This is a genomic window from Rhodoferax saidenbachensis, assembly GCF_031457975.1.
GTDB classification, from domain to species: Bacteria; Pseudomonadota; Gammaproteobacteria; order Burkholderiales; family Burkholderiaceae_C; genus Allorhodoferax; species Allorhodoferax saidenbachensis_A.
Genome location: NZ_JAVDXO010000003.1, coordinates 279322 through 296111 on the forward strand (window position 1 = coordinate 279322; position 16790 = coordinate 296111).

The window sequence follows — 16790 nt, forward strand, 5'->3', positions numbered from 1 at the left end:
GCCTGGCCAGGGAGGCTGCGCGCAATGCAGTGCCGCCCTGAAATTTCCTACTTAGCTTTCAGCGTACTCCGACAAAGGCACGCAGCTGCAGAACAGGTTGCGGTCGCCATACACGTTGTCCACCCGGCCCACACTGGGCCAGTACTTCACCGCCTTCAGGCTGGCCACGGGGAAGGCGCCCACCTCGCGGCTGTAGGGGCGGTTCCATTCGGCACCCAGCAAGCTGGCGGCGGTGTGAGGAGCATGCTTCAAAGGGTTGTTGTCTTGTGGCCAGCTTCCGGCTTCGACTTGTGCAATTTCGCCACGGATGGCGATCATCGCGTTAATAAAGCGGTCCAGCTCGGCCAATGTCTCGCTCTCGGTGGGTTCCACCATCAGCGTGTTGGGCACGGGGAAGGACAGCGTGGGCGCGTGAAAGCCATAGTCCATCAGCCGCTTGGCCACGTCTTCGGCCATTACGCCGCAGGTGTCCTTGAAACCACGCAGATCCAGAATGCACTCGTGCGCCACATGGCCGTTGGCCGATGCGTAAAGCGTGGGGTAGTGGTCGGCCAGGCGGGCGCTGATGTAGTTGGCGGCCAGGATGGCGGCTTCGGTGGCGTGTTGCAGGCCGTCCGGGCCCATCATGCGGCAGTACATCCAGCTAATGGGCAGAACCGCAGCATTGCCCAGGGGCGCAGCGCTGACTGCACCTGTGCCAGGCACACCACCGGTAGCGTGGCCGGGCAGGAAGGGCACCAGGTCTTCGACAACGCAGACGGGGCCGACACCGGGGCCGCCACCGCCGTGGGGGATGCAGAAGGTCTTGTGCAGGTTCAGGTGGCTCACGTCGCCGCCAAACTCGCCGGGGGCGGCGGTGCCCACCAGCGCGTTCATGTTGGCGCCGTCCACATACACGCGGCCGCCGTGCTGGTGCACCAGGGCGCACAGCTCTTTCACAGACGTTTCAAACACGCCGTGCGTGCTGGGGTAGGTGATCATCACCGCAGCCAGGTTGGCGCTGTGCTGCTTGCACTTGGCTTGCAGGTCGGCCATGTCCACGTTGCCGTTGTCGTCGCACTTGGTGACGACCACTTGCATGCCCACCATCTGCGCGCTGGCGGGGTTGGTGCCGTGGGCGCTGCTGGGGATCAGGCAGATATTGCGGTGGGCCTGGCCCTTGCTGGCGTGGAAGGCCTGGATGGCCAAAAGGCCCGCGTATTCGCCCTGGCTGCCGGCATTGGGCTGCAGGCTGATGCCGGCGTAACCGGTGGCGGCGCACAGCCAGGCGCGCAGTTGCGCGTCCAGCTCGGTATAACCCTGGCGCTGGTCGGCGGGGGCGAAGGGGTGGATGTTGGCAAACTCGGGCCAGGTGATGGGGATCATCTCGCTGGTGGCGTTGAGCTTCATGGTGCAAGAGCCCAGCGGAATCATGCTGCGGTCCAGCGCCAGGTCCTTGTCAGAGAGCATGCGGATGTAGCGCAGCATGCCGGTTTCGGAATGGTGGGTGTTGAACACCGGGTGGGTCATGAATTTGGATGTGCGGCGCAGTGCGGCGGGGATCAGCGACTCTGCCGATGCCTCCAGCGCTTCCACGCTCGGCAGGGGCATTCCGGGTTGCGCAAACAGGCTCCAGAGCAGCGTGATGTCTTCGCGCGTGGTGGTTTCATCCAGGCTGATGCACAGGTAGTTTTCAAAGTAAATCCGCAGGTTAGCCCCCAGCGTTACTGCGCGAGCAGCTATCGAATTGGTAGCGCCATCGGTTTTCAGTGTGACCGTGTCAAAGGTGGCCTGCGCGCGCACCGGTGCACCCAGTTGCTCCAGGCCCTTGGCCAAAATGGCGGTGAACTTCGCCACGCGTTGCGCAATGCGGGTCAGGCCCTCGGGGCCGTGGTACACGGCGTACATGCTGGCGATGACGGCCGGCAGCACTTGCGCGGTGCAGATGTTGGAGGTGGCCTTCTCGCGGCGGATGTGTTGCTCGCGCGTTTGTAGCGCCAGGCGGTAGGCGGGGTTGCCGTGGGTGTCGATACTGACGCCCACAATGCGTCCGGGCATGGAGCGTTTGTACTCGTCACGGCAGGCCATGTAGGCGGCGTGCGGGCCACCGTTGCACAGGGGCATGCCGAAGCGCTGCGTGGTACCCACCACAATGTCCGCATCAAACTCGCCGGGTGGCGTCAGCAGCGTGAGCGCCAGCAGGTCGGCGGCCACGATGAAGGCAGCCTGTTTGCCGTGCACCAACGCAACATCCGCGCGCAGGTCGTCAATGCGGCCGCTGGTGGCGGGGTACTGCGCCAGCACGGCAAAGTAATCACCGGCCAGCGCGGCTTCCCACTCGGGGGCGGAATTAGCCAGTTGCACGGTGATACCCAGCGGCTTGGCGCGGGTCTGGATCACTTCGATGGTTTGCGGATGGCAGTCGCCAGCCACCACAAACACATGGCTCTTGCTCTTGACGCTGCGCTTGGCCAGCGTCATGGCTTCGGCCGCGGCCGTGGCTTCGTCCAGCATGGACGCGTTGGCCATGGGCATGCCGGTCAGGTCACACACCATGGTCTGGAAGTTCACCAGCGCTTCCATGCGGCCCTGGGAAATCTCGGCCTGGTAGGGCGTGTAGGCGGTGTACCAGGCGGGGTTTTCCAGGATGTTGCGCAGGATGACGCCCGGTGTGTGCGTGCCGTAGTAGCCCTGGCCAATGAAGCTCTTGAGCACCTTGTTCTTGCCTGCCAATACCTTGATCTCGGCCAGCGCTGCGGCCTCAGAAATCGCCGCGGGAATGTCCATCTTGGTGCTGCGCGCAATCGAGCGCGGAACGATGCTGTCGATCAGCGTACGGCGCGAGGTCTCGCCGATGGCCTTGAGCATCAGCGCTTCGTCGGCCGCATCGATGCCGATGTGGCGCGCGTGAAATTCGCTGGCGTTTTCCAGCTGGGCGAGAGTGGGGGCAGAGGTCGTTGGCATGGCAGGCAGGCGAAGGTGTTTAGGCAGCGGAGAAGGCGGTGTAGCTGGTTTCGTCCATCAGGCCGTCGAGCTCGGCGGGGTTGGACAGCTTGACCTTGAAGAACCAGCCAGCGCCCAACGGGTCGGTGTTGGCCAGGCTGGGGTCGGCGCGCAGGGCTTCGTTCACTTCGGTGATCTCGCCGGTCACAGGCATGTAGACGTCGGCAGCGGCCTTGACGGACTCCACCACACCGGCTACGGCCTTGGCGTCAATGGAGGCGCCCACTTCGGGCAGATCCACAAACACCACGTCGCCCAGCGCGTCTTGCGCATGGTGGGTGATGCCCACGGTGGCGATGCCACCTTCAACGTTGAGCCATTCGTGGTCGGGGGTGTACTTGATGGACATGGAGAACTCCTGAAAAACGGGTAATTGGAAAGGAATCAAACAATAAAAACGAACCTGCCAGGACAGACTTTAGCCGCCCGGCGCTGTGGTTTAGCCGCGGTAGTAGCGTGTGGGCACAAAGGGCATGGCGCTCACCTCCATGGGCACGGGCTTGCCGCGCACGATGGCCACCACTTTGCTGCCCACCGCCGCCCAGGCGGTGTCCACATAGCCCATGGCCACGGGCTTGTCGATGGTGGGGCCAAGCAGGCCGCTGGTCACCTCGCCAATCTTGTTGCCCGCGCCATCCTGCAGCTCGGTGTGGTCGCGCACGGGGATGCGCTCCAAGGCGATCAGTCCTACGCGTTTTCTGGCTCCAGCCCCCGTGGAATCTGCGAGAGCAGCTAGTATTTTTGTAGCGCCCGGGAAGCCGCCTTCGCGCGCACCGCCGGCGCGGCGTACCTTTTGCATGGCCCACAGCAAGCTGGCTTCCACCGGGTTGGTGGTCGTATCAATGTCATTGCCGTACAGGCACAGGCCGGCTTCCAGGCGCAGCGAGTTGCGTGCGCCCAGGCCAATCGGCTTGACTTCGGGTTGGGCCAGCAGGGCGCGGGCCAGCGCGTCGGCGTGGTCGTTGTGGACGGAGATTTCAAACCCGTCTTCACCGGTGTAGCCGCTGCGGGTCAAAAATACCTCAATCTTTTGGGTGCCGGTGTCCACCGTGAAATTGCCACCGGTCATGAACACCAGCTTTTCCACGCCGGGTGCCAGGCGGGCCAGCGCGGTAACCGCCTGCGGCCCTTGTAAGGCGAGCAGTGCGTAGTCGGGCAGGGGGATGACTTGGCAGCGGTTGCCGATCTTGGCCTGGATGTGCGCAATGTCGCCCACCTTGCAGGCGCCGTTGACGATGACGAACAGCTCGTTGTCGCCCTTGTTGAAGAACATCAGATCATCAATGATGGTGCCTTCATCCGTTAGCAGCAGGCCGTAGCGCTGCTTGCCAATAGGCAGGTCGATCACGTCCACGGGCATCAGCGTCTCGAACGCGGCGGCGGCGTCCGGGCCGACCAGGCGCAGCTGGCCCATGTGGGAGACGTCGAACAGGCCGGCGGCGTTGCGGGTGTGGTGGTGTTCGGCCATCAGGCCGGCGGGATATTGCACGGGCATGGAATAGCCAGCAAACGGCACCATGCGGGCGCCGAGCTCAATGTGCAGGGCATTGAGCGGTGTGGTCAACAAAGCGGTGTCGGTGGCGGACATGGCGGCAATCCAGGTAGGGGCAAGTCAAAACCCGGGGCGAGTGCATGGCTGCGCTCGCCCGGTGCTGCCCCCGCTGTCCGCTTTACCTGAGAGATTCGCCGGGTCTGCGTGCACAACGGGGTGCGCAGACTGCGGGTTGCTCCTTCGGTGGGCTGTGCACCAAGTGCTGCAGCCTCTCTCCAGTGGGGTGTCGCTGGGTCATGCACGCATGTCCCAACGGGTGTCAGTCCTTTTGCCTGAGCGTTCAGACCGCTGCAATCAGCCATCCTGCGCCTTCGGCGGCCTCCGCGTGGGAAGCTCTCTCCTGACTGGGCAGGATTCTAAACCAGCCGCCATCCGGTGGCCAGTCGAAAACGGGTTGATGCCAGTCTGATATGCCGCAAGCTCGGTCTGCGTGGACCGGCCTACACTCCCGCCTAGTTTTACCGCCAATCTTGTATGCTTTACCTCATTCGCCTCATCGTACTGGGCCTGTATTTCCTAGTGGCCTCGGCGATCAACTTCGTCATCTGCCTTTCCCGGCCATTCAACCCCGACAACTCGCGGCTGTGCGGCTGGGTGTATTCGGCGCCAGCACTGCGCATCCTGGGGCTCACGGTGCGGCTAGAGACGGCGGACATGCTGGCACAACCCAATCCCTTTGTCATCGTGTGCAACCACCAGTCCAACTGGGACCTGTTTGTACTGGGCTGCGCGGTGCCGCGGCGCACCGTGTCGCTGGGCAAAAAGAGCCTGAAGTGGATTCCTTTCTTTGGCCAGATTTACTGGTTGGCCGGCAACATCCTCATCGATCGGGGTAATGCCTTCAAAGCCAAGCAGGCCATGCTCAAAACCACCGACGTGATGCAGCACGAGGACACCTCCATCTGGGTGTTCCCGGAAGGCACGCGCAACCTGGGGCAGGGTTTACTCCCTTTTAAAAAAGGGGCATTCCAGATGGCCATCAATGCGGGCGTGCCCATCATCCCCCTGTGCTGCAGCAATTACAAAAGCAGCATGCAGCTCAACCGCTGGCACAGCGGCACCATCGTCATCAAGACCCTGCTGCCTATCGCCACCACGGGCATGACGCTAGACGACATGCCCGCGCTGATGGAGCGTTGCCGCATGCAGATGGTGGCGGGTTTGGCTGCGCAGGATGTACAACTGAGCTAGCGCGCCGCATAGTCCTGCAATAAGCGGCGACATCACACCGCGTTTATTCGCTTTCCAAACAACATGGGTATGGGGAACCAACTGGACTCTATTGCAGTCCAAGGCATATACTGAAATCAAGAATCCGTCGCCAGGGATTCAGGTTTGTTGTTCCAGCCAGGAGGTCTTATGGACGCCATTGGTAACTACGTAGCCCGCCACGCACGCAGCCGTGAAGAAGAGATGTCTCTGGACGAGTATCTCGCTGAGTGCAAACGCAACCCGCTCACTTACGCCACAGCGGCTGAGCGCATGTTGGCCGCCATCGGTGAGCCGGTGGTGCTGGATACGCGCAACAACCCCCAGCTCTCGCGCATCTTTGCCAACAAGCTCATCAAGGTCTACCCCGCCTTCTCCGAGTTTTACGGCATGGAAGACGCCATCGAACAGGTGGTGAGCTACTTCCGCCATGCAGCGCAGGGGCTGGAAGAGCGCAAACAAATTCTCTATTTGCTGGGCCCGGTAGGTGGCGGCAAAAGCTCGTTGGCCGAGCGGCTGAAACACCTCATGCAGCAGGTGCCGTTCTATGCCATCAAGGGATCCCCGGTGAACGAAAGCCCGCTGGGCCTGTTTGATGCGGTGGAAGACGGCCCGGTGTTGCAAGACAACTACGGCATTCCACCGCGCTACCTGCAGCGCATCTTGTCGCCCTGGGCGGTGAAGCGGCTTGACGAGTTTGGCGGCGACATTCGCCAGTTCAAGGTGGTGAAGCGCTTCCCCAACACGCTGCGGCAAATTGGCGTGGCCAAGACCGAACCCGGGGACGAGAACAACCAGGACATTTCGTCCCTGGTTGGCAAGGTGGACATCCGCAAGCTGGAAAGCTTTTCGCAGGACGATCCCGATGCCTACAGTTTCTCGGGCGGCCTGTGCCTGGCGAACCAGGGGCTGCTGGAGTTTGTGGAAATGTTCAAGGCGCCCATCAAGGTGCTGCACCCGTTGCTGACCGCCACACAAGAGGGCAACTTCAAGGGAACGGAAGGTTTTGGGGCGATTCCGTTTGACGGCATTGTGCTGGCCCACAGCAATGAGAGCGAGTGGAAGGCCTTTCGCAACAACAAGCACAACGAGGCGTTTCTGGACCGCATCTACATCGTCAAGGTGCCGTACTGCCTGCGTGTGAGCGAAGAGATCAAGATCTACGAAAAGCTGATTCGCGATTCGTCGCTGGGCCAAGCCAAATGCGCCCCCGGCACGCTGAAGATGATGAGCCAGTTTGCCATCCTCACGCGCCTGAAGGAGCCCGAAAACTCCAGCCTGTTCAGCAAGATGGAGGTGTACGACGGCGAGAGCTTGAAGGACACCGACCCGCGCGCCAAGAGCTACCACGAGTACCGCGACTACGCGGGCATGGACGAGGGCATGAACGGGGTCTCCACGCGCTTTGCCTTCAAGATTTTGTCCAAGGTGTTCAACTTTGACAGCGCTGAGGTGGCCGCCAACCCCGTGCACCTGATGTATGTGCTGGAGCAGCAGATCGAGCGCGAGCAATTTCCGACTGATCTGGAGCAGAAGTACACCGGCTTCATCAAGGAGCTGCTGGCCCCACGCTATGCCGAGTTCATCGGCAAGGAGATCCAGAAGGCCTATCTGGAGAGCTACAGCGAATACGGGCAGAACATTTTTGACCGTTATGTAACCTACGCCGACTACTGGATCCAGGACAACGAGTACCGCGACACCGACACCGGCGAGGTGTTTGACCGCGTGGCCCTGAATGCCGAGCTGGAGAAGATCGAAAAGCCCGCGGGCATTGCCAATCCCAAAGACTTCCGCAACGAGATCGTCAACTTTGTGTTGCGCGCCCGGGCCAACAACCAGGGCAAGAACCCGGCATGGACCAGCTACGAAAAGCTGCGCCAGGTGATCGAGAAAAAGATGTTCTCCAACACCGAGGAACTGTTGCCCGTCATCAGCTTCAATGCCAAGGCGAGTGCGGACGAAGCTAAGAAGCACGAAGATTTCGTAACACGCATGGTGGAGAAAGGCTACACCGCCAAGCAGGTACGCCTGCTGTGCGAGTGGTACCTGCGGGTGCGCAAGAGTTCGTAAGGAGTCCGACACGAAAGGTTGAAGATGGCCCTGCAAATCGTTGACCGCCGGCTGGCGGGCAAGAACAAGTCCATTGGCAACCGGGAGCGGTTTTTGCGTCGCCACCAGGAGCAGATTCGCGAGGCCGTGCGCAAGGCCGTGACAGGCCGCGGCATCCGCGACATCGAGCAGGCCGAGAACATCACCATCCCCAAGAAAGACATCAGCGAGCCCGTGTTCCATCACGGCGAGGGCGGCGTGCGCGACACTGTGCACCCTGGCAACACCGACCACCTTCGCGGTGATCAGATCAAACGCCCGCAGGGTGGTGCGGGAGGCGGCAAGGGCCAGGCCAGCGATTCGGGCGAGGGTGAAGACGACTTTGTCTTCACCCTCAGCAAGGAAGAATTCATGCAGGTGTTTTTCGAAGGCTTGGCCTTGCCCCACCTGATGCGCACCCAGATTGGCGACACGCCCGAATGGAAAACTCACCGCGCGGGCTACACGCGCGACGGCACACCCAACAACCTGCATGTCCTGCGTTCCATGCGCGGCGCGCTGGGTCGCCGCTTGGCGCTGGGGACGGGTACGCGGCGTGAGCTGGCGCAGAAAAAGCTGTTGCTGGCGCAGTTGGAGCGGTCGCCCTTGGGCCACGAACGCGAAATACGCACGCTGCGCCAGGAGATCGAGGCGCTGGAGCTGCGCATCAAGAAGATTCCTTTTCTGGACCCCGTGGATTTGCGGTTCCGCGGCCGGGTCAAAACACCGGTGCCAACCTCCAAAGCGGTGATGTTTTGCCTGATGGATGTGTCTGGCTCCATGGACGAGGAGCGCAAGGGCCTGGCCAAGCAGTTTTTCATCCTGCTCTACCTGTTCCTGACGCGCCACTACGAGAAGATTGACATCGTCTTCATCCGCCACCACACGCAGGCGCAGGAGGTGGACGAGGACACTTTCTTCCACGCCACCGAGAGCGGCGGTACCGTGGTGAGCAGCGCACTGGAGCTCATGCAAAAAATTCTGGAGCAGCGTTACCCAGCGAGCGAGTGGAACATCTACGGGGCCCAGGCCAGCGATGGTGACAATTTCAGCAATGACAGCGGGCGTTGCCGCGACCTGCTGTCCGACGCGCTGTTGCCGCTATGCCGCTACTTTGCCTATGTGCAGGTGGCCGACACCGAGCAGGACCTATGGGAGGAATACACCCAATTGGCTGAGGCGCACGCCAACTTCGCGATCCGCAAGGTCACCACGCCCGAGAACATTTATCCCGTATTCCGGGACCTGTTCAAGAAGGAAGGAGAAACCGCATGAGCGACCTGCTTCCCATCCTCGCGCAGCGCCCCGTGGAACACCGCCACCTGGACGATCCAGCCCGCATTCCGCCCAGCGGGGAGCGTCGCGCACGCGTCGTGCTGCAGCAGCCCTTGCCCGCCCCTGCACGGGCGAAGGAGCCACTGCCCGACACCAGCGACTGGACGTTTGAGTTGATCGAGCGCTACCACGATGTGATCCGTGAAACCGCGGCGCGCTTTGGCCTGGATACATACACCAACCAGCTGGAGATCATCACCGCAGAGCAGATGATGGACGCTTATGCCAGCGTGGGCATGCCCATCAATTACCGACACTGGAGCTACGGCAAGGAGTTCATCGCCACCGACAAACGCTACCGCCGCGGCCATATGGGTCTGGCCTACGAGATCGTCATCAACTCCGACCCCTGCATCAGCTACCTGATGGAGGAAAACACCACCGCCATGCAGGCGTTGGTGATTGCCCATGCGGCTTACGGCCACAACAGTTTCTTCAAGGGCAACTACCTGTTCCGCATGTGGACCGATGCCTCCAGCATCATTGATTACTTGGTGTTCGCACGCCGCTATATCAGCGAATGTGAGGAGCGCTATGGGCTGGAGACGGTGGAGCTGTTTCTGGATTCCTGCCACGCGCTGGCCAATTTTGGGGTAGACCGCTACCGCAGACCCAGCAAGAAGAGTCTGGCGCAGGAACTCAGCGCACGGCGCGCGCGCGAGGCCTATGCGCAGCAGCAGGTCAACGACCTGTGGCGCACCGTGCCCAAGGGTGCGGACAAGCCGGACGGCACGCCCGAGAGTCAGCGCTTTCCGGCTGAGCCGCAAGAAAACCTGCTGTACTTTATCGAGAAGAATGCACCGCTGCTAGAGCCCTGGCAGCGCGAGGTGGTGCGGTTGGTGCGAAAAATCGCCCAGTACTTTTACCCGCAGCGCCAGACCCAGGTGATGAACGAGGGCTGGGCCACGTTCTGGCACCACAAGCTGCTCAACACGCTGTATGACGATGGCCATCTGAGCAACGGCATGATGATGGAGTGGTTGAGTTCCCACACCAACGTGATCTTCCAGCCCCCCGTGGGTCACCGGGGCTACAGCGGCATCAACCCCTATGCGCTGGGCTTTGCCATGTACACCGACATCAAGCGAATTTGCGACGCGCCCACCGACGAAGACCGTGCGTGGTTTCCGGACATTGCCGGAAGCCCTTGGCTGCCCACCCTGGACCACGCCATGCGCAATTTCAAGGACGAGAGCTTCATCGGGCAGTTTTTAAGCCCCAAGCTGATGCGGGACATGCGGCTGTTTGCCGTTCATGACGACGAGAAAAAAGCGCAGTTGGAAGTGGCGGCCATTCACGACGAGATTGGCTACCGTGAGTTGCGCCAATCGCTTTCACAGCAGTACGACCTGGGTACGCGAGAACCCAACATTCAGGTTTGGAACGTGAACCTGCGCGGCGACCGCACGCTGACGCTGCGGCACACCCAGTACCAAAACAGGCCACTGGGTGACAGCACGCTGGAGGTGCTCAAGCACACAGCACGACTCTGGGGTTTTGGCGTGGCGCTGGAAAGTGTGAACGGCGCGGGTGAGGTGACTCGGCAATGGAGTGTGGCCGCGCCGGCATGAAAAAAGCGGATAAAAAAAACGGGGCGCGAGGCCCCGTTTTTACATCCCCGCGTAGTTCGGGCCACCGCCGCCTTCTGGTGTGACCCAGACGATGTTTTGCGTCGGATCCTTGATGTCGCAGGTCTTGCAGTGCACGCAGTTTTGCGCGTTGATCTGCAAGCGCTGGGCATCGCCGCCCTTGGCGGTGTCGGGCACAAACTCGTATACGCCGGCAGGGCAGTAGCGGGCTTCCGGGCCAGCGTACTTGGCCAGGTTGATGCTCACGGGCACCGACGCATCTTTGAGCGTCAAGTGCGCGGGCTGTTGCTCTTCGTGGTTGGTGTTGCTGATGAACACGCTGCTCAGGCGGTCAAAGGTCAGCTTGCCATCGGGCTTGGGGTAGACAATGGGCTTGCACTCGGCCGCGGGCTTCAGGTAGGCGTAGTCGGGCTTGGTGCGGCGCAGCGTCCAAGGAATGTGGCCGCGCAGTACGAATTGCTCAAAGCCGTTCATGAGGGTTGCCACGGTCAGGCCGTATTTGAACCAGTTCTTGAAGTTACGGTCCTTGTTCAGCTCGGTGTGCAACCAGCTCTTCTCAAACGCTTCGGGGTAGGCGCTCAGTTCGTCGTGCTGGCGGCCGGCTACCACGGCGTCGTATGCGGCTTCGGCGGCCTGCATGCCGGTCTTGATGGCGGCGTGACTGCCCTTGATGCGGCCCACGTTCAGGTAGCCTGCGTTGCAGCCAATCAGGCAGCCACCGGGGAACACGGTCTTGGGCAATGCGTTGATGCCACTGGCGTTGATCGCGCGCGCGCCATAGCCCAGGCGCTTGGCGTTGACTTCGCCTTTGTCGTTCTCAAAGTAGTAGCGCACGTTCGGGTGCGTCTTCCAGCGCTGGAATTCTTCAAATGGACTGAGGTACGGATTGGAATAGCCCAAGCCGGTGACAAAGCCCAGTGCAACCTTGTTACCTTCCAGGTGGTACAAAAACGCGCCGCCGTAGGTGTCGGATTCCATCGGCCAGCCTGCGGTGTGCATGACAAAACCAGGCTTGTGGCGGCTGGGGTCAATCTCCCACAGCTCTTTGATGCCGATGCCCCAGCTCTGTGGGTCTTTGCCATCGTCCAGTTTGAACTTGGCGATCAGTTGTTTGCCCAGGTGACCACGTGCACCTTCGGCAAACACGGTGTATTTGCCCAGCAGCTCCATGCCGAGCTGGAAGTTCTCGGTGGGTTCGCCATCTTTGCCTACACCCAGGTTGCCGGTGGCCACGCCCTTGACGGATCCGTTGTCGTTGTAGAGCACTTCGGCGGCCGTGAAGCCTGGGAAGATCTCCACGCCAAGTGCCTCGGCCTGCTCGGCCATCCATTTGGTCACGGCACCCAAGCTGATGATGTAGTTGCCGTCATTGTGGGCGAAGGGCGGCAGCACCACATTGGGTACGCGCACGCCAGTTTTTTCACCCAAGAAAACATACGCATCGTCCGTGACCGGTTGGTTCAGCGGGGCACCCAGTTCTTTCCAGTTGGGGATCAGTTCGGTCAGGGCCTTGGGGTCCATGATGGCGCCCGAAAGAATGTGCGCACCGGGCTCGGAACCCTTCTCCAGCACCACCACCGAAACATCGGTGCCTTTCTTGGCGGCCTGCTGTTTCAGGCGGATGGCTGTTGCCAAACCACCGGGGCCACCACCGACGACAACGACGTCGTATTCCATGGATTCACGGGGGCCGAACTGGGCCAGAATTTCCTGGTTTGTCATGGGGTGTCTCGCTTAATAATGGGTGGTCTTCCGATTGGTGCGCGCATGCAAAGGCGCATCGAACTGGAGTTGGATTTTATTCGCTGATTTCACAAAAAAGAACGGTCGTTCTTTTTATTTCGAGGAGGCACTCTAAATGGCTTACAGCATCGATCTCTCAGGCCGTGTCGCTTTCATCACGGGCGCCTCAGGTGGACTAGGCGCGCAGTTTGCCAAAACTTTGGCGGGCGCTGGCGCCGCCGTCGTGCTGGCCAGTCGCCGAGTGGACAAACTCAAAGACCTGCGCGCAGAAATCACGGGGCTGGGGGGCGATGCCCATGTGGTGGAACTGGATGTGACGGACCATGACTCCATCAAGTCGGCGGTGGCGCACGCGGAGACGGAAGTGGGCTCGATCGACATCCTGATCAACAACTCCGGAGTCAGCACCACGCAGCGCCTGCAGGACGTGACGCCAGATGACTACGACTTCATGTTCAACACCAATGTGAAGGGCGCTTTCTTCGTGGCTCAGGAGGTCGGTAAGCGCATGCTGGCACGCGCGAAGGGCTCGGCGCCGGGCAACTACACCGGCGGGCGCATTGTGAATGTGGCGTCCATGGCAGGGTTGCGGCCGCTGCCACAAATCGGGGTCTACTGCGTGAGCAAAGCTGCAGTCATCCAAATGACCAAAGCCATGGCGCTGGAGTGGGGCAAGTTCGGCATCAATGTCAACGCGCTGTGCCCCGGCTACATCGATACCGAAATCAACCACCACCATTGGCAAACGGACGCCGGCCAGAAGCTGGTGCAGATGCTGCCGCGCAAGCGCATTGGTCACCCGCAAGACCTGGATGCGATTCTGGTGACGCTGTGCTCGGACCAAAGCCACTTTATCAACGGTGCTGTGATCGCTGCGGACGATGGTTTTGGTATTTGAGGGCCTGCGTGTGAACCGTTGGGTGCGCGGTTGCTAGTCGGCATTCTGGCCGGCCTGGCAGCAGGAGCGCTGTGGGGCTTGGTGTTTGTGGCTCCCGCACTGGCACCTGGGCTGGCGGCGGTGGATCTGGCCGCAGGCCGCTTCGCCTGCTATGGGTTGACGGCGCTGCTGGTGATGCTGTTCGCACGTGGCAAGCGGCGTTGGCCTACTTTGAGCCAGTTAGGCGCAGCATTGGGCTTGAGCGTGGTGGGTTTCTCGGGCTACTACCTGCTGCTGGTGCTGTCCATCCGCGACGCGGGGGTGGAAGTGCCCACGCTCATTATCGGCACCATTCCCATTTGGGTCATGCTGTTGGGCAAGCCAGAGCATCTGCTGTGGCGCGGCCTGTTGCCGGGCCTGCTGCTCACGATCACAGGCGTGCTGTTGATGATGGGCACAGAAACCGCTGGCGCTGCGGCGCACGCCACGCAGGGTTGGGTGTACTGGCGCGGCATCGGCTTCGCGCTTTTGTCCATGCTCTGCTGGACCGCATTTGCCGTGCTGAACTCAGCCTGGCTCAAGCACCACCACGAAGTGAATGTGACGGACTGGACCAACTGGCTAGGCGTCGCATCCGGGTTGGGCGCTGTCGCCTTGTGGTTGGTGCTGGGTTCGGAGTCAAAAGAACTGCTAGCCCGCGCAGATATTGCGCAAGCAGCTATGGTTTGTATAGCAACTGGGGTGGGCTCGGCCTGGCTGGCCACGGTACTCTGGAGCATTGCCAGCCGCCGCCTGAGTGCCAGCCTGTGTGGACAGCTGATTGTGAGCGAGACGCTGTTTGCCTTGCTCTACGCGTTTGTGGGCTACGGCGTGTGGCCGCACTGGTTGCAACTTGTGGCCAGCGCGGTGTTCGTGTTGGGCATTGTCGCGTCCATCCGGGCGCATCGCTAAAAGCGAGCGACCCGGAGGGCACTAATGACTCACTTCGGTGCCAGGCGAATGGCGCCGTCCAGGCGTATCACTTCGCCGTTGAGCATGTCATTCTCAAAGATGTGCACCGCGAGCTTGGCGTAGTCCTGCGGCGTGCCCAGGCGCGAAGGGAAGGGCACGCCGGCGGCCAGCGCGTCCTGCACTTCCTGCGGCATGCTGAACAGCATGGGCGTGCCGAAAATACCGGGGGCAATCGTCATGTTGCGGATGCCGTTGCGTGCCAGGTCGCGTGCAATCGGCAGCGTCATGCCGACCACACCGCCCTTGGAGGCGCTGTAGGCGGCCTGGCCAATTTGTCCATCATAGGCAGCCACCGAAGCGGTGGAGATCATCGCGCCACGCTCACCGGTTGCTTCGGGTTCGTTCTTACTCATGGCGTCGGCTGCCAGGCGAATCATGTTGAAGCTGCCAATCAGGTTGACGGTGATGGTTTTGCTGAAGGAGGCCAGCGCGTGTGCGCCGTTCTTGCCCACGGTCTTTTCTGCCGGGGCAATGCCTGCGCAGTTCACCAGGCCCATGAGCTTGCCCAAAGAGATTGCCTTGGCCACCACGGCTTGGCCATCGGCTTCGCTGCTGACGTCACATTTCACAAATGCGCCGCCAATGTCCTTGGCAATCGTTTCGCCTTTTTCAACCTGCATGTCGGCAATCACCACCTTGCCACCTTTGGCCGCCAGCATGCGCGCCGTGCCTTCGCCCAAGCCCGACGCGCCGCCGGTAACGATGAAGACCTTGCCTGCGATTTCCATAGAGAACTCCTTGTGAATGGATGGATTGACGTTTACGTTAACGTCAATTATGGCGCAGCCCACGGCGACTTTCACCGGTGTGGGGCAGGGAGGCGGCATTTATGCTGCTATACTTCGGCCTCTCGGATATATGTAGGCGCATAGCTCAGCTGGTTAGAGCACCACCTTGACATGGTGGGGGTCGTTGGTTCGAGTCCAATTGCGCCTACCAAATTTCGAAAAGAATCCAAGCACTTAGCGGCAACGTTAAGTGCTTTTTTGTTGCCTGTCGCAGCCGTTTCCCTTACCCCTAGAATGCGGCGAATGGCTGCATTCACCATCTTCTTCTGCGGGACGGGTTCGAATAGTTACGACTTTGCGAATACGAACTACCACCAGGGCGAATTGATTTCGACCTTGGCGAAGAACCATGCGGGACATGAATTCGTTGACTGGATCATTGTCGATGGCCCTGGCAGCGGCAACATCCAGGAAGCAGAAAAGTGGGTGCCGGCAGGTAATTACTCTGGCATTCGCGGCACGCTGCAAGGCAAAGGCTGGGAAGAGAACGTCAAGCACGCCATCGCCGTGCTGATAGGCACGAACTACGAAGAACGCAAAGCGCACACCCGCGCCGAGACAAAGATTTTGCGGGCGGCCGGGGTGGGGGTGGACACCGTGGAGCGCACGGGAAAGATCGAAAGGGCGCTGCTGGGGGCAACCAAGACGGTTAACTTCGATTTGCATGCTCGCATCTCGCCGCAGGCGCTGCAGCAAAGAAAAATCCAGATCATGCGCAAGAACAAGCCCATCGACTGCGTGAACGTCGTGGGCTGGAGTCGGGGCGGTGTGACCTGCCACATGTTTGCCAATGCCTTGGCCGAGATGGAAGGCTGGTCCAACATGCCGGTCAATATCTTTGCCTGCGATCCCGTGCCGGGCTCTGGCAACTTTGACACCCGCAGGATTACCCTGGGCCGCAATGTCAAGCGCTATGTTGCGATTTACGCCGCCGATGAACGCTCGCGCGGCTTCTCTCCGGTCTTGCCATCGCTCGCTTCGGGTACCGAGTTTTTCATTACCACCATGCCCGGCCGGCACGCTACGCTGGTTGGTAATGCCAGCCAGGATGGGGGCAAAGGAGTGAATACGCTCTTTGGGCCTGGCAAGGTGACGCGGGATCTGGCTGAAAGCTTTTTGCAGGTATGGGGTGCGAAGCTCAACAACACACTCAAGCTCGGCGAGTTTCAGATCCTGGCAAGTTACGAAGGCATGCTGGCTCAGTCCGAGGACTACCAAGCCATGCATGATGTGTCCTATACCGGGTTTACCCAGTCGGATCGGGCCGTTGGTGTGGGCGATGGCACCTGGCGGACCTTTGGTACCTCGGCAACTCTTTCGCGGGAAGCGATCTTCGTTAACCTCCACCATCGCTGGGTGTTTGAGAAGAATTTTTCCGTACTGTATGCAGCGCTATTTCGCAACCAAAAGCTGACAGTGAAGCAGGTGGAGCTGGAATTCAAGCGCATTGCCTTTCAGTACCCCAATCTGCACAGGCGGCTCAAGAAAATCCCGATCCAGTTGCAGTGACGTCTTTCGCGCTAGGGTTATCCTAGGTCGCAGCGGGGCTGCCCACCTCTAGAATGTGCTGCAGCGCAACACTTTTTTGACTTTCACTTTCAGTGGCGGCGATC

The 16790-nt window shown here is 60.7% G+C and carries 12 protein-coding genes, 1 tRNA gene and 2 riboswitches; of the genes, 8 read left to right on the top strand and 5 right to left on the bottom strand.

All coding sequences use genetic code 11. The annotated features are described in order from the left end of the window. Nucleotides 1-51: 51 nt before the first annotated feature. The 3 genes from gcvP to gcvT form a co-directional block, all read right to left on the bottom strand. Nucleotides 52-2943, bottom strand: coding sequence for an aminomethyl-transferring glycine dehydrogenase (gcvP, locus tag J2X15_RS09345; RefSeq protein WP_310341853.1), 2892 nt, complete (start codon nt 2941-2943; stop codon nt 52-54). A 19-nt stretch (nt 2944-2962) separates the two neighbouring features. Next, the gene (gcvH, locus tag J2X15_RS09350) at nt 2963-3331 is read right to left on the bottom strand and encodes a glycine cleavage system protein GcvH (RefSeq protein WP_310341855.1); all 369 of its coding nucleotides are present in this window, start codon (nt 3329-3331) and stop codon (nt 2963-2965) included. Nucleotides 3332-3421: 90 nt separating this feature from the next. Continuing rightward, on the bottom strand, nt 3422-4570 hold the full coding sequence (gene gcvT, locus J2X15_RS09355) for a glycine cleavage system aminomethyltransferase GcvT (protein ID WP_310341858.1): 1149 nt from the start codon (nt 4568-4570) through the stop codon (nt 3422-3424). A gap of 63 nt (nt 4571-4633) precedes the next feature. Continuing rightward, a riboswitch (glycine riboswitch) is annotated at nt 4634-4763 on the bottom strand. Nucleotides 4764-4784: 21 nt separating this feature from the next. After that, a riboswitch (glycine riboswitch) is annotated at nt 4785-4887 on the bottom strand. 121 nt (nt 4888-5008) lie between these two features. Between gcvT and J2X15_RS09360 the strand changes: the two genes are divergently transcribed. The 4 genes from J2X15_RS09360 to J2X15_RS09375 all read left to right on the top strand — a co-directional run bounded on the left by J2X15_RS09360 (nt 5009) and on the right by J2X15_RS09375 (nt 10740). After that, nucleotides 5009-5725 (top strand): lysophospholipid acyltransferase family protein, encoded by a 717-nt coding sequence (locus J2X15_RS09360; RefSeq protein WP_310341861.1) that lies wholly within the window; start codon nt 5009-5011, stop codon nt 5723-5725. 168 nt (nt 5726-5893) lie between these two features. Continuing rightward, nucleotides 5894-7816, top strand: a complete 1923-nt coding sequence (locus tag J2X15_RS09365) for a PrkA family serine protein kinase (RefSeq protein WP_310341864.1) — start codon at nt 5894-5896, stop codon at nt 7814-7816. Nucleotides 7817-7840: 24 nt separating this feature from the next. After that, nucleotides 7841-9109, top strand: a complete 1269-nt coding sequence (locus J2X15_RS09370; protein WP_310341866.1) for a YeaH/YhbH family protein — start codon at nt 7841-7843, stop codon at nt 9107-9109. Next, a complete protein-coding gene (locus J2X15_RS09375; RefSeq protein ID WP_310341869.1) occupies nt 9106-10740 on the top strand; it encodes a SpoVR family protein in 1635 nt (544 codons plus the stop codon). Before J2X15_RS09370 ends, J2X15_RS09375 begins: the two co-directional genes overlap by 4 nt. Before the next feature lie 39 nt (nt 10741-10779). Here the strand turns inward: J2X15_RS09375 and J2X15_RS09380 are convergent, their stop codons facing one another. Further along, nucleotides 10780-12480, bottom strand: coding sequence for an electron transfer flavoprotein-ubiquinone oxidoreductase (locus J2X15_RS09380; protein WP_310341872.1), 1701 nt, complete (start codon nt 12478-12480; stop codon nt 10780-10782). Between the two features lie 136 nt (nt 12481-12616). On the opposite strand from J2X15_RS09380, the gene J2X15_RS09385 reads away from it, so the two are divergent. Both J2X15_RS09385 and J2X15_RS09390 read left to right on the top strand, forming a co-directional pair. Beyond that, complete coding sequence (locus J2X15_RS09385) at nt 12617-13399, top strand: SDR family oxidoreductase (protein ID WP_310341875.1); 783 nt, start codon at nt 12617-12619, stop codon at nt 13397-13399. A 30-nt stretch (nt 13400-13429) separates the two neighbouring features. Beyond that, complete coding sequence (locus J2X15_RS09390) at nt 13430-14329, top strand: DMT family transporter (protein WP_310341877.1); 900 nt, start codon at nt 13430-13432, stop codon at nt 14327-14329. 29 nt (nt 14330-14358) lie between these two features. Here J2X15_RS09390 and J2X15_RS09395 read toward each other — a convergent pair whose 3' ends face one another. Continuing rightward, nucleotides 14359-15117 carry a 3-hydroxyacyl-CoA dehydrogenase gene (locus tag J2X15_RS09395; protein ID WP_310341880.1) on the bottom strand — a complete coding sequence of 253 codons (759 nt, stop codon included), beginning with the start codon at nt 15115-15117 and terminating at the stop codon, nt 14359-14361. 134 nt (nt 15118-15251) lie between these two features. On the opposite strand from J2X15_RS09395, the gene J2X15_RS09400 reads away from it, so the two are divergent. Both J2X15_RS09400 and J2X15_RS09405 read left to right on the top strand, forming a co-directional pair. Beyond that, nucleotides 15252-15328: transfer RNA gene (locus J2X15_RS09400), tRNA-Val, on the top strand. 92 nt (nt 15329-15420) lie between these two features. Next, nucleotides 15421-16686 carry a hypothetical protein gene (locus J2X15_RS09405; RefSeq protein WP_310341883.1) on the top strand — a complete coding sequence of 422 codons (1266 nt, stop codon included), beginning with the start codon at nt 15421-15423 and terminating at the stop codon, nt 16684-16686. The last annotated feature ends 104 nt before the right edge of the window (nt 16687-16790 follow it).

Coding starts and splice junctions, on each gene's coding strand:
- gcvT (WP_310341858.1), bottom strand. CDS start 4,570: ATGTCCGCCACCGACACCGCTTTGTTGACCACACCGCTCAATGCCCTG.
- gcvP (WP_310341853.1), bottom strand. CDS start 2,943: ATGCCAACGACCTCTGCCCCCACTCTCGCCCAGCTGGAAAACGCCAGC.
- J2X15_RS09405 (WP_310341883.1), top strand. CDS start 15,421: ATGGCTGCATTCACCATCTTCTTCTGCGGGACGGGTTCGAATAGTTAC.
- J2X15_RS09370 (WP_310341866.1), top strand. CDS start 7,841: ATGGCCCTGCAAATCGTTGACCGCCGGCTGGCGGGCAAGAACAAGTCC.
- J2X15_RS09395 (WP_310341880.1), bottom strand. CDS start 15,117: ATGGAAATCGCAGGCAAGGTCTTCATCGTTACCGGCGGCGCGTCGGGC.
- J2X15_RS09385 (WP_310341875.1), top strand. CDS start 12,617: ATGGCTTACAGCATCGATCTCTCAGGCCGTGTCGCTTTCATCACGGGC.
- J2X15_RS09360 (WP_310341861.1), top strand. CDS start 5,009: ATGCTTTACCTCATTCGCCTCATCGTACTGGGCCTGTATTTCCTAGTG.
- J2X15_RS09375 (WP_310341869.1), top strand. CDS start 9,106: ATGAGCGACCTGCTTCCCATCCTCGCGCAGCGCCCCGTGGAACACCGC.
- J2X15_RS09380 (WP_310341872.1), bottom strand. CDS start 12,480: ATGACAAACCAGGAAATTCTGGCCCAGTTCGGCCCCCGTGAATCCATG.
- J2X15_RS09365 (WP_310341864.1), top strand. CDS start 5,894: ATGGACGCCATTGGTAACTACGTAGCCCGCCACGCACGCAGCCGTGAA.
- gcvH (WP_310341855.1), bottom strand. CDS start 3,331: ATGTCCATCAAGTACACCCCCGACCACGAATGGCTCAACGTTGAAGGT.